Consider the following 13,383-nt stretch of genomic DNA (forward strand, 5'->3'; position numbering starts at 1 on the left):
GGGGTATTTGCCGACGCTGGTTTCGCCGCTGAGCATGACGGCGTCGGTGCCGTCGATGACGGCGTTGGCGACGTCGGAGGCTTCGGCTCGGGTGGGGCGGGATGAGTCGATCATGGAGTCGAGCATCTGGGTGGCGACGATGACCGGTTTGGCGTTGCGGCGGGCGAGTTTGATGGCGCGCTTCTGCACGATGGGGACGTGTTCGAGGGGCATTTCGACGCCGAGGTCGCCGCGGGCGACCATGAGGCCGTCGAAGGCGGCGACGATGTCGTCGAGGTTGGCGACGGCCTGGGGTTTTTCGATTTTGGCGATGACGGGGAGGCGGCGGCCTTCCTCGTCCATGATGCGGTGGACGTCGTCGATGTCGCGGGCGCTGCGGACGAAGGAGAGGGCGATGATGTCGGCGCCGGTGCGGATGGCCCAGCGGAGGTCGTCGACGTCCTTGTCGGAGAGGGCGGGGACGGAGACGGCGACGCCGGGGAGGTTGAGGCCCTTGTGGTCGGAGACCATGCCGCCTTCGAGGACGAGGGTGCGGACGCGGGGGCCGTCGACCTCGGTGACTTCGAGGGTGACGCGGCCGTCGTCGACGAGGATGCGTTCGCCCTTGGTGACGTCGCCGGCGAGGCCTTCGTAGGTGGTGCCGCAGATGTGGCGGTCGCCTTCGACGGGTTCGACGGTGATGGTGAACTCGTCGCCGTGTTCAAGGAGTACGGGGCCTTCGTGGAATCGGCCGAGGCGGATCTTCGGGCCTTGAAGGTCGGCGAGGACGCCGATGCTGCGGCCGGTTTCTTCGGCCGCCTTGCGTACGCGCTGGTAGCGGACCTCGTGGTCGGCGTAGGTGCCGTGGCTGAGGTTGAGTCGGGCGACGTCCATGCCGGCTTCGACGAGTGCCTTGATCTGCTCGTACGAGTCGGTGGCGGGGCCCAGTGTGCAGACGATTTTCGCTCGGCGCATGGCACGACCTTATGACCTACTGGTGGGTAGAGAATTGGTCGGGCTCTACTGGCCAACGTCCTTTTGATGAAGGGTTGTTGACAAGTAGTGAAACGTGCAGGGGGGTGCTCCGATGAGCACCCCCGATGGCCCAGTGGGGTGACCGTCAGAGGACGGGCCGGCTCATCGTAAACCTGGCGTTGACGTGGGCGCGGACGGTCTGGCGCTGGGGTTCGAGGTCGAGTGCGGGGGTGGGTGCGGGCGCGCCGCCGGCGAGGCCGCCGTAGCGGGGTGTGGGGCGTGCTCCCGGCGGCACGGGCCCGTAGGGAGCGGGGTTTTCCGCGCCGGTGTCGGCGATTTCGAGGACGGCGGTGAGGTGGGCGCCGAGGGCGTCGGCGTATTCGCGGGCGCGCTGGACGGCTTCCTGGACTGCTTGGCGCCGGGCTTCGCGGTGGGCGGGCGAGTCGGGGCGCAGTGCCCACCAGGGTCCGTCGATGCGGGTGAGGTCGAGGTCGGCGAGGCGGGTGGTGAGTTCGCCGAGTGCGGTGAAGTCGGTGACGGTGGCGGTGATGTGGAGGTGGCCGCGGTAGCTGCGGATGCGTTCGCTGCGGCCCTTGTCGTTGAGTTGGGGGGTGATGGTGAGGGCGCTGGTCTCGGTGTTCTCGATGGCGTCGCCGTAGCTCTTGATGAGGTCGAGGACGTGGTTGTTGCGGCGGGTGAGGTCGTCGAGGGCTTTGCGGCGGTCGGTGCCGCGGGCGGTGACGGTGATGCCGATGCGGGCTATCTCGGGGTCGACTTCGAGGCGGGCCTCGCCGCGGACGGCGATGCGGGGGGCTTCGGCGGTGCCGTAGGGCAGGGGTTGGGGTGCGGTCATGGGGTCAGCGTCCCAGAGGGTCATCGGATCGCAACCTTGTGAGGGTGTCGGCCGTGGTGGTGGCTGGGTGAGAATCTACGCGCGTTGTGCCGGTTCGGCGGGGTGCCGGCCGGTTTTTTTGCAGTTATCGCACGGGTATGGGGAGTTCGGATGCCGCTCGACAGGCGGAATTTTCTGGGACGTACGGCCGCGACGGGGGCGGGGGTGGCGCTGACCGGCGCGGCCGGTGCCGGTCCGGCCGCGGCCGCGGGGCAGGACCGGGGGCCGGGGGCGGACCTCGCCCGGGACCGGAAGCGGTACACGCTGACGGTGATGGGGACGACGGATCTGCACGGCAACGTCTTCAACTGGGACTACTTCACGGACGCGGAGTTCGACGACAAGGCGCACAACGATGTGGGTCTGGCGAAGATCTCGACTCTGGTGAGCCAGGTGCGGGCGGAGAAGGGGCGGCGGAACACGCTGCTGATCGACGCCGGTGACACGATCCAGGGTACGCAGTTGTCGTACTACTACGCGCGGGTGGATCCGATCACGGCGAAGCACGGTCCGGTGCATCCGATGGCGCGGGCGATGAACGCGATCGGCTATGACGCGGCGGCGCTGGGGAATCACGAGTTCAATTACGGGATTCCGGTGCTGCGGAAGTTCGAGGAGCAGTGTGATTTCCCGCTGCTGGGTGCGAACGCGCTGGATGCGAAGACGATGCGGCCGGCGTTCCGGCCGTATGTGATCAAGCGGGTGTGCACGCCGCACGGGCGGGATGTGCGGGTGGCGATCCTGGGTCTGACCAATCCGGGGATCGCGATCTGGGACAAGGCGAATGTCCAGGGGAAGATGGTGTTCCCGGGCCTTGAGGAGCAGGCGGCGAAGTGGGTGCCGAGGCTGCGGTCGATGGGTGCGGACGTGGTGATCGTAGCGGCGCATTCGGGTGCGAGTGGTACGTCGTCGTACGGTGACGCGCTGCCGTATGTGGAGAACGCGGCGGCGCTGGTGGCGGAGCGGGTGCCGGGGATCGACGCGATTCTGGTGGGTCACGCGCACACGGAGATTCCCGAGTACCGGGTGGTGAACAAGGAGACCGGCCGGGCGGTGGTGCTGTCGGAGCCGCTGAAGTGGGGGCAGCGGCTGACGCTGTTCGACTTCGAGCTGGTGTGGGGCAAGGGCTCCTGGCAGGTGGAGTCGGTGTCGGCGAAGGTGCTGAACTCGAACACGGTGGCCGAGGACAAGAGGATCACGGGTCTGCTGGGGCGTGAGCACCGGAAGGTGGTCGCGTATGTGAACCAGGTGATCGGTACGTCGTCGGCGGCGATGCGTGCGGAGGAGGCTCCGTTCAAGGACACGCCGATCATCGACTTCATCAATCATGTGCAGAAGGAGACGGTGAGGGCGGCGCTGGCGGGTACGGAGTTCGCTTCGCTGCCGGTGCTGTCGCAGGCGTCGTGTTTCTCGCGGACGGCGGCGGTGCCGGCCGGGAAGGTGACGATCCGCGAGGTGGCGGGGCTGTATCCGTTCGAGAACACGCTGGAGGCGCGGGTGCTGACGGGTGCGCAGCTGCGTGCCTATCTGGAGTTCTCGGCGCGGTATTACGTGCGGACGCCGGCGGGTGGTCCGGTGGACACGGCGAAGCTGACGAATGCGGAGGGTATTCCGGATTACAACTATGACGCGGTCAGCGGCCTCTCGTACGAGATCGACATCGCGAAGGAGCCGGGGTCCCGGATCGCGAAGCTGTCGTTCGACGGGAAGCCGCTGGAGGATTCCGCGCGTTTCGTGCTGGCGGTGAACAACTACCGGGCGAGCGGTGGCGGGGGTTTCCCGCACGTGGCGCAGGCGCGGCAGGTGTGGGCGAATTCGGAGGAGATCCGTAACACGATCATCGCCTGGGTGAAGGCCGCGGGGGCTGTGGACGTGGGGTCGTTCGGGTCAGTGGACTGGAAGCTGACGCGGGATGGTGTGCCGGTTTTCTGAGGCCGGTGAGCTGCCTGTGGTCTGGGGTCGTGGCTGTGGCCGCGGCTCCAGGCCGAAGGTGGTGAAGGCGGTGCGTTCGGGGAGGGGGTAGGGGGTCTTCCCGGTGAGGGCGTTGAGGATGACGGAGCTGCGCCAGGCGGCGAGGCCGAGGTCGGGGCTGCCGACGCCGTGGGTGTGGGTCTCGGCGTTCTGGACGTGGATGGCGCCCTTGACGGAGGGGTCGAGGACGAGGCGGTGGTCCTCGTCGACGCGGGGGCGGCCGCTGGAGTCGCGGCGGATGTAGGGGTCGAGGGCGGCGAGGAGGGTGTCGACGCGGCGTTCGCGGTAGCCGGTGGCGAGGATGACGGCGTCGGTGGTGAGGCGGGAGCGGGCGCCTTGCTGGGCGTGTTCGAGGTGGAGTTCGACGCGGGTGGTGCCGACGCGTCCGGCGGTGCGGACGAAGACGCCGGGGGTGAGGGTGGCGTCGGGCCAGCCGCCGTGGAGGCTGCGGCGGTAGAGCTCGTCGTGGATGGCGGCGAGGGTGCCGGCGTCGATGCCGTGGTGGAGCTGCCACTGCTGGGGGAGCAGCTGGTCCCGGACGGGTTCGGGGAGGTTGCGGAAGTAGTGGGTGTAGTCGGGGGTGAAGTGTTCGAGGCCGAGCTTGCTGTATTCCATGGGGGCGAAGGCGGGGCTGCGGGCGAGCCAGTGGAGGCGTTCCTGGCCGGGGGGCCGGTGCCGCAGGAGGTCGAGGAAGACTTCGGCGCCCGATTGGCCGGCTCCGATGACGGTGATGTGTTCGGCGGCGAGCAGGCGCTCGCGGTGGTCGAGGTAGTCGGCGGAGTGGATGACGGGGACGGTGGGGGCGTCGGCGAGGGGGCGGAGGGGTTCGGGGACGTGGGGTGCGGTGCCGACGCCGAGGACGAGGTTGCGGGCGTAGGAGCGGCCCAGGGCTTCGGCTTCGCCTTCGCGGTCGAGCTGGGTGTAGTCGATCTCGAAGAGGACGCGTTCGGGGTTCCAGCGGACGGCGTCGATCTGGTGGTTGAAGTGGAGGCCGGGGAGGTTTTCGCTGACCCAGCGGCAGTAGGCGTCGTATTCGGCGCGGTGGATGTGCTGGCGCTCGGCGAAGTAGAAGGGGAAGAGGCGGCCGCGGGTCTTGAGGTAGTTGAGGAAGCTCCAGGGGCTGGTGGGGTCGGCGAGGCTGACGAGGTCGGCCAGGAAGGGGACCTGGAGGGTGGTGCCGTCGATGAGGAGGCCGGGGTGCCACTGGAAGGTGGGGTTCTGGTCGTAGAAGGCGGTGCGGAGGTCGCCGAGGGGGTGGGCGAGGGCCGCGAGGGAGAGGTTGAAGGGGCCGATGCCGATGCCGGCGAGATCGAGCGGCTGGTCGGGGGGGGGGGCGGCGGGCTTGGGACTCGTCATCGGGTGGTGTGGCCTTCCACGAGTTTCAGCAGGTGCTGAAGGTCGTCGGTGCGGGTGTGGGGGTTGAGGAGGGTGGCTTTGAGCCAGAGGCCCTCGGGGGTGGTCGCGCGGCCGAGGACGGCGTGGCCGTGGTGGAGGAGGCGGCGTCTGATCCGTGCGGTGGTCTTGTCGTCGGCGCCGGTGGGGCGGAAGAGGACGGTGCTGAGGGTGGGGCGGGAGTGGAGGTCGAAGGCGGGGTGTGCGTCGATCAGGTCGGCGAGGGTGTGGGCGGTGGCGCAGACGCGTTCGACGAGGGTGCCTATGCCGCGGCGGCCGAGGGCGCGGAGGGTTACGGCGATCTTGAGGATGTCGGGGCGGCGGGTGGTGCGCAGGGAGCGGTGGAGGGTGTCGGGGAAGCCGGCTTCGGTGTCGTCGGGGGCGCTGAGGTAGTCGGCGCGGTGGGCGAGGGGGGCGAGGGTGTGGGGGTCGGGGACGGCGAGGAGGCCGGCCGCGATGGGTTGCCAGCCGAGTTTGTGCAGGTCGAGGGCGATGGTGTGGGCGCGGTCGAGGCCGCTCAGGGCGGGGCGGAGGGTGTCGCTGAAGAGGAGGGGGCCGCCGTAGGAGGCGTCGATGTGGAGGGTGGCGCCGTGGGTGTCGCAGAGGTCGGCGATGGGGGGCAGGGGGTCGATGCGGCCGGTGTCGGTGGTGCCGGCGGTGGCGACGACGAGGGTGGGGACGCGGGGCAGGCGGGTGAGGGCGGCGCGGACGTCGTCGGGGTGGAGGGTGCCGGTGGGGGTGGGGAGGGTTTCGGGGCCGGGGAGGCCGAGGAGCCAGGCGGAGCGGTGGATGCTGTGGTGGGCGTTGGCGCCGCAGACGATCCGCAGGGGGCGGGGGGCGGCGCGGCCGGGGGTGCCGCGGGCGGCTTCGCGGGCGAGGAGCAGGGCGAGCTGGTTGGACTCGGTGCCGCCGGTGGTGACGAGGGCGTCGGCGTGGGGGTGGGCGGGGTAGGCGAGGGCGGCCAGGGCGCGGGTGGTGAGGGTTTCGAGGGCGGTGGCGGAGGGGGCCTGGTCCCAGGAGTCGAGGGAGGGGTTGAGGGCTGCCGCGGCGAGGTCGGCGGCGGTGGCGAGGGCGAGGGGCGGGCCGTGGAGGTGGGCGGCGCAGTGGGGTTCGGCGGGGTCGGCGGCGCCTTCGGCGAGGGCCTGGACGAGGGTGCGCAGGGATTCCTCGGCTCCGGTGCCGTGCTCGGGGAGGACGGGGGTGGCGGCGGCGCGGACGCGGGCGGCGACGGCTTCGGGGCCGCCGGCGGGCAGGGGGCCGCCGCGGACGGTGGCGCCGCGGGCGAGGGCGCGGAGGGTGGTGTCGATCAGGGGGCGCACGGCGCGGGCGCCCTGGGTGCCGCCCGCGAGCGCTGCGGGGGTGGGGTCGGCGGCGGACGCAGGCATGCGGGGTGCCCCTTCGGTATCGATTGAGCGTCGGCGCGGGTCGGGTGGGGGTGGGGGGTGGCTCGGCGTGGCGGGGTTCGGGCAGGGGTCGGGGACGTTCGGGCCGGGCGGCACGAACTGCTCAAGTTACTGGCCGTGTACGGCCCGTGACGCGGACCGGGGAACTTTTCGCCCGATGGTGGTACCGGCCCGGGACCGGGGTGCAGGGAGTGTGCTGGAGGGGTGCGGTGCACGGTCCGGTCGTGGCGTCGAGTAACCTGCCACCATGGCCATGAACCTTGCTCTGGATCTCGGACCGCTCAAGCCCGAGACGCAGCCCTTCATCGTGGGGCTGGTGCTCTTTGCCCTGACCTTCGTCCTGCTGGCGAAGGGGATCCTGCCGCGGATCAACAAGGTCCTCGTCGAGCGTGAGGCCGCGACCGACGGCCGCTTCGAGGAGGCGGACGAGATCCGTGCCGAGGCGGCGCGGATCCACGCCGAGTACCAGGAGCTGCTGGCGGAGGCCCGGCACGAGGCCGCCCGGCTGCGCCAGGAGGCCGTCGAGCAGGGCACGGAGATCATCGCGGAGCTGCGGGCCGAGGGTCTGCGCCAGCGCGAGGAGATCATCTCCGCGGGTCACGCGGTGATCGACGCGGAGCGCGCGGTGGCCGAGGCGGAGCTGCGCGAGCAGGTCGGCGCGCTGGCCACGCAGCTGGCGGGCCGGATCGTCGGCGAGCCGGTGGAGGACTTCGCGCGGGAGAGCGGTGTCGTGGACCGTTTCCTGGAGGAGATGCGTGCGGCGGAGCCGCGCGGCTAGTCTCCGGCCCGGCAGCAAGGGACCGTACGGAAGGCCCCCGCACCCCGAAGGGTGCGGGGGCCTTCCGCATGCCCGGCCGGGTGTGGCGCTAGTCGTGCGCGGCCCGGATGCGCAGGGCGCGGGTGAGGTCGTCGAGCTGGTCGGTGAGTTTGCGGCGCAGGGCCGGGGTGGGGCCGGCGTCGCGCAGGCACTGCTCGCCCAGGCGGAGGGTCTCGGTGTCGACGAACGGGTGCGGGAAGGCGTGGCTTCCGGCGGTGGCGGCGAGGGCGGGGCCGCGGCGGGCGGCGAGGGCGACGGCGTCGGGGTAGTAGCGCGCCAGGTAGGGGTGGAGGAGGTCGCGCTGCTCGGGCTGCCAGAAGCCCTGGGCGGTGGCGGTGAAGAGGTAGTTGGACAGGTCGTCGGTGGCGAACATGGCGTGCCAGGCGGCTTGTTTGGCGGCCGGGTCCGGGAGGGCGGCGCGGCAGCGGGCGGCGCCTTCCTGGCCGGTGGCGCTGGGGTCGCGGGCGAGTTCGGCGTCGATCTCGGCGGGGGTGGTGGCGCCGAGGACGGCGAGGCGGGCGAGGACGCGCCAGCGCAGTTCGGGGTCGAGGGCGGGGCCGCCGGGCACGGTGCCGGTGTCGAGCCAGTCGCGGAGCCTGTCGGGGCGTGCGGCGCAGGTGATCAGGGTGCGCACGGCGGTCAGGCGGGGGCCGGGGGCGGTGTCGTCGGGGTTGCGTTCGAGGAGGTCGCGGCAGACGGCGCGGAGGGTGGCCAGGGCCTCGGTGGCGCGGTCGGCGGGCAGGTAGCGGTCGGTGACCTGGGTGCGGGCGAAGGTCAGGACGCCCTGGAGGATCGCGTTGTCGTCCTCGTGCGGGAGGTGGGCGCGGACGGCGTCCAGGTAGGCGGTGGGGGCGAGCTCGCCGTCGCGGACCATGTCGCGGGCGGCGTTCCAGACGACGGCGCGGGTGAGGGGGTCGGGCAGTCCGGACAGGGCGCGGACGGCGGTGTTCCAGGAGCCGGGGTCGAGGCGGACCTTGGCGTAGGTGAGGTCGCCGTCGTTGAGGAGGATCAGGTCGGGGCGGGGGCCGGGCAGGAGTAGTTCGGGGGTGGTGCCGTCGCCGGGGAGATCGGTGTCGGTGCTGTCGCGGGCGATGAGGCGCGCGGGGTCGGCGGGGTCGTGGTCGTAGAGGCCGACGGTGATGCGGTGGGGCCTGGTGCCGTCGTGGCGGAGGGTGAGCCGCCACTGCCCGTCCAGCTCGCTCGGTACGGGGGTGAGGGTGTCGACGCCGGTGGTGCGCAGCCAGCGGTCGGCCCAGGCGTGGACGTCGCGGTCGGGGCAGGCGCGGGCGAGGGAGTCGGTGAGGTCGGCGAGGGTGGCGTTGCCGAAGCGGTGGCGGGTGAAGTGGTCGTTGATGCCGGCGAGGAATTCCTTCTCGCCGAGCCAGGCGACGAGTTGGCGCAGGGCGGAGGCGCCCTTGGCGTAGGAGATGCCGTCGAAGTTGAGCAGGGCGGAGGCGGTGTCGGGCACGGCGTCCGGGTCGGGGGCGACGGCGTGGGTGGAGGGGCGCTGGTCGGCGTCGTAGCCCCAGCTCTTGCGGGCGATGCCGAAGTCGGTCCAGGTGTCGGTGAAGCGGGTGGCCTCGACGAGGGTCTGGAAGCCCATGTACTCGGCGAAGGACTCGTTGAGCCAGATGTCGTCCCACCAGCGGAGGGTGACGAGGTCGCCGAACCACATGTGGGCCATTTCGTGGGCGATGACCATGGCGCGGGTCTGGCGCTGGGTATCGGTGACGGCGGAGCGGAAGACGAATTCGTCGCGGAAGGTGACGAGGCCGGGGTTCTCCATGGCGCCGGCGTTGAATTCGGGGACGAATGCCTGGTCGTAGGAGTCGAAGGGGTAGGGCTCGGTGAACTTCTCGTGGTAGCGGTCGAAGCAGGCGCGGGTGATGTCGAGGAGTTCGTCGGCGTCGGCGTCCAGGTGGGGGGCGAGGGAGCGGCGGCAGTGCAGGGCGAAGGGCAGGCCGGCGTGTTCGGTGCGGACGGTGTGCCAGGGGCCGGCGGCGACGGCGACGAGGTAGGTGCTGATGAGGGGGGTCTCGGCGATGCGCCAGCGGCCGTCGCCGAGGGGGTGGGCGATGCCGTTGCCGAGGACGGTCCAGGCGGGTGGGGCGGTGACGGTGAGGGCGAAGACGGCCTTGAGGTCGGGCTGGTCGAAGGCGGCGAAGACGCGCTGGACGTCGTCGAGGAAGAGCTGGGTATAGAGGTAGGTCTCGCCGTCGGCGGGGTCGGTGAAGCGGTGCATGCCCTCGCCGGTGCGGGAGTAGCGCATGGCGGTCTCGACGCGCAGTTCGTGCGGGCCGGGGGTGAGGGTGAGGGGGAGCCGGTTGTCGTCGAGGGCGGCGGGGTCGAGGGGGTGGCCGTCGAGGGTGACGCGGTGGAGGGTGTGCGGCTTGAGTTCGACGAAGGTGTCGCCCGCCGTGCGGGCGGTGAACCGGATGGTGGTGGCGGAGGCGAAGTGCTCGTCGCCGGTGGTGAGGTCCAGCTCGATGTCGTAGCGGTGGACGTCGAGGAGGGCGGCTCGGGTCTGCGCTTCGTCGCGTGTCAGTGCGGGCATGGGGGCATCCTCCCCAATGCCGCCCCGTTCCGGTGGGGCCCGGGCTCCGCCCTCCGCGAACTGCCGGGGCGGGCCGGCGGGTCTTCGCCGGGGCTGCGGCCCGGTGCCGGCACCGCCGGGCCGGCGCGTCGTGGTCGCTCGCCGTCGCGGCGGGAGGAGAACCGTCCCGCCGCACGGCGACGAGCCACGGCGGCGAGGGTCCGGCGGTGCCGGCGAGCACCGCGACCGGCGCGGTCGCCGTGATCCGCCGGAGCGGCCCTACGCGCGGGCGATGGTCTCGTGGTGGCGGATGACCTCGGCGATGATGAAGTTCAGGAACTTCTCGGCGAAGGCGGGGTCCAGTTTCGCGCTCTCGGCGAGGCTGCGGAGGCGGGCGATCTGGCGGGCCTCGCGGGCCGGGTCGGCCGGCGGCATCTTGTGGGCGGCCTTGAGGTGGCCGACCTGCTGGGTGCACTTGAACCGCTCGGCGAGCATGTGGATCACCGCCGCGTCGATGTTGTCGATGCTGTCGCGCAGCCGGTTCAGTTCGGCGCGTACGGCCTCGTCGGTGGTGTTGCTGTTGTGGGCGCTGGTGCTCATGGGTACTGAGCCTATGCGGTGCCGGGGACCTGTGCGGACGCGTGGGATGCGATCACCGGGGGGTGGTCCGGGTCGGGGACGCGGTCGCTCCAGCCGCCGGGGACGGCGCGGCCCTCGCGTTCGCGGAAGCGGACGGGGGCGGTGCCGACGCGGCGGGTGAAGAGGCGGCTGAAGTAGGCGGGGTCGTCGTAGCCGACGCGGCGGGCGACGGCGGCGACGGGCAGTTCGGTGGCCGCGAGGAGTTCCTTGGCCCGGGTGAGGCGGATGCCGAGCAGGTAGTCCTTGGGGCTGCATCCGGCGCCGCGGCGGACGGCGGTGCGCAGTTCGGTGGTGGTCATGCCGTGGCGGGCGGCGTGCTGGGCGACGGAGAGCGGCAGGAAGGCGTCGCGGGCGAGGGCGCGCAGCAGGGGGTCGCCGTGCGGGTCGGTGCCGGCGCGGGCGCGGCGGAGGGCGACGAGGAGTTCGTGGACGGCGGCGGAGGTCTCGATCTCCAGCAGGGGGTTGCCGCGGCGGGCGGCGCGGGCGATGCGGCCGACGGCGGCGCGGGGGCCGGTGGTGTCGGTGAGGGGGACGACGGGGCGGGTGGGGTCGATGCACCCGAGCTCGGTGTAGGCGTCGACGGCGGGGCCGGTGAAGTCGACGAAGGCCTCGTCCCAGCCGGCGCCGGGGGCGGCGCCGTAGTGGTGGGGGACGCCGGGGGCGAGCTGGATGAGGGCGGGGGCGGTGACGGTGCGGGTGTGGCCGTCGGGGGTGCGGTACCAGCCGGTTCCGGCGCTGATGACGACGGCGACGTGGTGGTCGAGGGTGCGGGGGCCGACGGGGGGCAGGGCGCCGTGCTGGAGGCCGACGCCGAGGCAGACCAGGCCGAGGCGGTGGTGGGCCGGTCCGGGGGTGAAGTACCGCATCCAGGTGTGGTACACGCGTCCTCGCCTCCCGCGGTGCGTCCGGTCCGGGCGTCCAATCAGCGCCGATCTTTGTCCATGTCCTCCTCCCCCGCCAGAGGGCGAGGATGGGCGGGGCGGGCCGCGTCGGGCCGGCCGGGACGCGGAAGCGGGGCGGGTGCGGTGCCGGAGTTCACGGCGGGTGACGGGGGTTTCGAGCTCGGCGGGCGGCCGGTGCGGCTGCTGTCGGGCGCGCTGCACTACTTCCGGGTGCACGAGGGGCTGTGGGCGCACCGGCTGGGGATGCTGCGGGCGATGGGCCTCAACTGTGTCGAGACGTATGTGCCGTGGAACGTGCACGAGCCGCTAGAGGGCCGGTTCGCGGACGTGGGGGCGGTGGGCCGGTTCCTGGACGCGGCGCGGGCGGCGGGGCTGTACGCGATCGTGCGCCCGGGCCCGTACATCTGTGCGGAGTGGGAGAACGGTGGGCTGCCGTGCTGGCTGACCGGGCGGCTCGGGGCGCGCGTGCGGACCCGGGACGGGGAGTTCCTGGCGGCGGTGGGGCGCTGGTTCGACCGGCTGCTGCCGGAGGTGGTGGAGCGGCAGGTGGACCGGGGCGGTCCGGTGGTGCTGGTGCAGGTGGAGAACGAGTACGGGTCGTACGGCGGCGACGGGGTGTATCTGCGGCGGCTGGCGGAGGGGCTGCGCGGGCGCGGGGTGCGGGTGCCGCTGGTGACGTCGGACGGGCCGGAGGAGCACATGCTGAGCGGCGGGACGCTGCCGGGCGTGCTGGCCACGGTGAACTTCGGGTCGGGTGCGCGGGAGGCCTTCGCGGCGCTGCGGCGGTACCGGCCGGCGGGGCCGCTGATGTGCATGGAGTTCTGGTGCGGCTGGTTCACGCACTGGGGCGGTGAGCCGGCGGTGCGGGACGCGGGCGAGGCGGCGGGGGTGCTTCGGGAGATCCTGGAGTGCGGGGCGTCGGTGAACCTGTACATGGCGCACGGCGGGACGAGTTTCGGCGGCCGGGCGGGGGCGAACCGCGCGGGCGAGGACCATCGCGGTGCGCTGCGGCCGACGGTGACGTCCTACGACTACGACGCGCCCGTCGACGAGTACGGGCGGCCCACCGCGAAGTTCTGGGCCTTCCGCGAGGTGCTGGCCGGCTTCCGCGCGGCGGGCGATCCGCTGCCGGACCTGCCGCCGGCGCCGCCCGTCCTGGGCGCGCCGGTCCGGGCCCGGCTGGCGGCGTGGGCGCCGCCGGCTGCGGTCATGGACGTGCTGGGCGACGAGGAGACGGAGACGGCCGTGCCGCCGGCGTTCGAGGAGCTGGGGGTGGAGCGGGGCGTGGTCCGCTACCGCTTCGAGCTGCCCGGGCCGCGGCGGCCGTATCCGCTGCGGGTGGCGGGGCTGCGGGACGTCGCGGTGGTGTACGTGGACGGGGTGCGGGCGGCCGTCCTGGACGCGGAGTCGGGGGAGATCGGGGAGGTGGCGGGGCCGGCGTCGGTGGAGCTGTGGGTGGAGTCGCTCGGCCGGGTGAACTACGGCCCCCGGCTGGCCGAGCCGAAGGGTCTGACCGGCGGGCTGCTGCACGAGCGGCAGTATGTGCACGGGGTCCGGGCGCGGGGGCTGCGGCTGGAGGCGCTGGAGCGGGCGGACGCGGTGGCGCGGGTGCCGTGGCGGGAGCCGGAGGAGGGGGCGCCGGGGCTGTACCGGGGGGTGTTCCGGGTGGAGCGGCCGGGGGACGCCTCGCTGGAGCTGCCGCGGGGGTGGGTGCGGGGGTTCGTGTGGGTGAACGGGTTCTGTCTGGGCCGGTACTGGGCGGCCGGCCCGCAGCGGGCGCTGTACGTGCCGGGGCCGGTGCTGGTGGAGGGCGGGAACGAGGTGCTGGTGCTGGAGTTCGAGGGTGCGGGTGAGCCGGGGGTACGCCTGCGGTGAGGGTG

Annotated in this window: 10 protein-coding genes; 3 read left to right on the forward strand and 7 right to left on the reverse strand. The window is 72.6% G+C overall.

Features of this window, described 5'->3' with window-relative positions:
- The coding region (pyk, locus tag AB0K09_RS03885; RefSeq protein ID WP_366063648.1) for a pyruvate kinase at positions 1–954 on the reverse strand (954 nt) is incomplete at its 3' end.
- A gap of 145 nt (positions 955–1,099) precedes the next feature.
- A complete protein-coding gene (locus AB0K09_RS03890; RefSeq protein ID WP_366063649.1) occupies positions 1,100–1,807 on the reverse strand; it encodes an SIMPL domain-containing protein in 708 nt (235 codons plus the stop codon).
- A 150-nt stretch (positions 1,808–1,957) separates the two neighbouring features.
- Between AB0K09_RS03890 and AB0K09_RS03895 the strand changes: the two genes are divergently transcribed.
- Positions 1,958–3,778 carry a 5'-nucleotidase C-terminal domain-containing protein gene (locus AB0K09_RS03895; protein ID WP_366063650.1) on the forward strand — a complete coding sequence of 607 codons (1,821 nt, stop codon included), beginning with the start codon at positions 1,958–1,960 and terminating at the stop codon, positions 3,776–3,778.
- Here the strand turns inward: AB0K09_RS03895 and AB0K09_RS03900 are convergent.
- Both AB0K09_RS03900 and AB0K09_RS03905 read right to left on the reverse strand, forming a co-directional pair.
- On the reverse strand, positions 3,734–5,173 hold the full coding sequence (locus AB0K09_RS03900; protein WP_366063651.1) for a SidA/IucD/PvdA family monooxygenase: 1,440 nt from the start codon (positions 5,171–5,173) through the stop codon (positions 3,734–3,736). The genes AB0K09_RS03895 and AB0K09_RS03900 overlap by 45 nt on opposite strands.
- Positions 5,170–6,594, reverse strand: a complete 1,425-nt coding sequence (locus AB0K09_RS03905) for a pyridoxal-dependent decarboxylase (RefSeq protein WP_366063652.1) — start codon at positions 6,592–6,594, stop codon at positions 5,170–5,172. The genes AB0K09_RS03900 and AB0K09_RS03905 overlap by 4 nt, the downstream gene beginning before the upstream one ends.
- A 265-nt stretch (positions 6,595–6,859) precedes the next feature.
- Between AB0K09_RS03905 and atpF the strand changes: the two genes are divergently transcribed.
- A complete protein-coding gene (gene atpF, locus AB0K09_RS03910) occupies positions 6,860–7,390 on the forward strand; it encodes a F0F1 ATP synthase subunit B (RefSeq protein ID WP_366063653.1) in 531 nt (176 codons plus the stop codon).
- Between the two features lie 88 nt (positions 7,391–7,478).
- Here atpF and pepN read toward each other — a convergent pair whose 3' ends face one another.
- The 3 genes from pepN to AB0K09_RS03925 form a co-directional block, all read right to left on the reverse strand.
- Complete coding sequence (gene pepN / locus AB0K09_RS03915; RefSeq protein WP_366063654.1) at positions 7,479–9,983, reverse strand: aminopeptidase N; 2,505 nt, start codon at positions 9,981–9,983, stop codon at positions 7,479–7,481.
- Positions 9,984–10,241: 258 nt separating this feature from the next.
- Positions 10,242–10,562, reverse strand: coding sequence for a chorismate mutase (locus AB0K09_RS03920; RefSeq protein ID WP_366063655.1), 321 nt, complete (start codon positions 10,560–10,562; stop codon positions 10,242–10,244).
- An 11-nt stretch (positions 10,563–10,573) separates the two neighbouring features.
- Positions 10,574–11,482, reverse strand: coding sequence for an AraC family transcriptional regulator (locus AB0K09_RS03925; protein ID WP_366063656.1), 909 nt, complete (start codon positions 11,480–11,482; stop codon positions 10,574–10,576).
- Between the two features lie 144 nt (positions 11,483–11,626).
- Here AB0K09_RS03925 and AB0K09_RS03930 point away from each other — a divergent pair, with 144 nt between their 5' ends.
- Complete coding sequence (locus AB0K09_RS03930; protein WP_366063657.1) at positions 11,627–13,378, forward strand: beta-galactosidase family protein; 1,752 nt, start codon at positions 11,627–11,629, stop codon at positions 13,376–13,378.
- The last annotated feature ends 5 nt before the right edge of the window (positions 13,379–13,383 follow it).

Origin of the sequence: Streptomyces sp. NPDC049577, assembly GCF_040675635.1 — a bacterium.
Taxonomy (GTDB): domain Bacteria; phylum Actinomycetota; class Actinomycetes; order Streptomycetales; family Streptomycetaceae; genus Streptomyces.

Excerpts from the sequence above, each read along its gene's own strand:
- AB0K09_RS03920 (WP_366063655.1), bottom strand. The coding sequence starts at position 10,562 with ATGAGCACCAGCGCCCACAACAGCAACACCACCGACGAGGCCGTACGC.
- AB0K09_RS03890 (WP_366063649.1), bottom strand. The coding sequence starts at position 1,807 with ATGACCGCACCCCAACCCCTGCCCTACGGCACCGCCGAAGCCCCCCGC.
- pepN (WP_366063654.1), bottom strand. The coding sequence starts at position 9,983 with ATGCCCGCACTGACACGCGACGAAGCGCAGACCCGAGCCGCCCTCCTC.
- AB0K09_RS03895 (WP_366063650.1), top strand. The coding sequence starts at position 1,958 with ATGCCGCTCGACAGGCGGAATTTTCTGGGACGTACGGCCGCGACGGGG.
- AB0K09_RS03900 (WP_366063651.1), bottom strand. The coding sequence starts at position 5,173 with ATGACGAGTCCCAAGCCCGCCGCCCCCCCCCCCGACCAGCCGCTCGAT.
- atpF (WP_366063653.1), top strand. The coding sequence starts at position 6,860 with ATGGCCATGAACCTTGCTCTGGATCTCGGACCGCTCAAGCCCGAGACG.
- AB0K09_RS03905 (WP_366063652.1), bottom strand. The coding sequence starts at position 6,594 with ATGCCTGCGTCCGCCGCCGACCCCACCCCCGCAGCGCTCGCGGGCGGC.